Here is a 1,176-nt window from a genome sequence, read left to right on the forward strand (position 1 = left end):
GCTCCGCGCTGCGCGCCAGGGCGAGCTCGGCCAGCTGCGCCGCCCGCGAGGCGGGCCGGCGCGGTAAGAACGAGCAGCACCGGGCAGCACCGGGCAGCACCGGGCTGGGGGAGGGGTGGTCCTGTGATCGACAGGGCGGGACTGGCGGACTTCCTGCGCCGGCGCCGGCAGGCGCTGCAGCCCGAGGACGTGGGCCTGCCGCGCGGGCAGCGCCGGCGCACCGCGGGGCTGCGCCGCGAGGAGGTCGCGGCGCTGTGCCACATGTCCACCGACTACTACGCGCGCCTGGAGCGCGAGCGCGGGCCCCACCCCTCGCCGCAGATGGTGGCCTCCATCGCCCAGGGCCTGCACCTGACCCTGGAGGAGCGCGACCACCTGTTCCGCCTGGCCGGGCACCACCCCCCGGCGCGCGGCGCGCTCAGCGAGCACGTCAGCCCCGGGCTGCTGCGCGTCCTGGACCGCCTGGAGGACACCGCCGCGGAGGTCGTCACCGAGCTGGGCGAGACGCTGCGCCAGACCCCGCTGGGCGTGGCGCTGACCGGCGACGCGACGACGTGGAGCGGGCCCGCGCGCAGCCTGGGGTACCGCTGGTTCACCGACCCCGCCGCCCGCGCCCTGTACGCCGGCGAGGACCACGAGTTCCTCTCGCGCCTGTACGCCTCGCACCTGCGCGAGGTCGTCACCCGCCGCGGGCCCGCCTCGCGGGCGGCGCAGCTGGCCGAGCTCGCCCTGGCGCGCAGCGCGGAGCTGCGCCAGCTGTGGGAGGTGCACGAGGTGGGCCTGCGCCCGCACGGGGTCAAGCGCTTCGTGCACCCGCGCGTCGGCGCGCTGGAGCTGCACTGCCAGACGCTGCTGGACCCGCAGCAGTCGCACCTGCTGCTCGTCTACACCGCGGTGCCCGGCACCGAGAGCCACGAGAAGCTGCAGCTGCTCTCCGTGCTGGGCGCGCAGGTCCTCGGCTGACGCCCCCGCGCCCGCGCCCGCGCCCGTGCCCCCGCTCGCGCTCGTGCCCGCGCTCGTGCCGGCGTCGCGAGCGGCCGGTGGCGCGGGCGCGGGAATGGATCGGTGCCGTGCGCCGGTTGTCGCCCACGCCGCGTGGACGGGGAGCCGCCGGCTCCCCGTGCCCGGCCGACCCACCCCCGCGACGGAAGAGCCGACATGACCTCGCGCACGGAC

1 protein-coding gene is annotated in these 1,176 nt (G+C 77.9%); it reads left to right on the forward strand.

Going from position 1 to position 1,176, the window contains the following annotated elements; all coding sequences use genetic code 11:
* Nucleotides 1–123 precede the first annotated feature (123 nt).
* Nucleotides 124–963 (forward strand): helix-turn-helix transcriptional regulator, encoded by an 840-nt coding sequence (locus GTR00_RS21320; RefSeq protein ID WP_166613504.1) that lies wholly within the window; start codon nucleotides 124–126, stop codon nucleotides 961–963.
* The last annotated feature ends 213 nt before the right edge of the window (nucleotides 964–1,176 follow it).

The organism is Kineococcus indalonis (genome assembly GCF_009906395.1).
Lineage (GTDB): Bacteria > Actinomycetota > Actinomycetes > Actinomycetales > Kineococcaceae > Kineococcus > Kineococcus indalonis.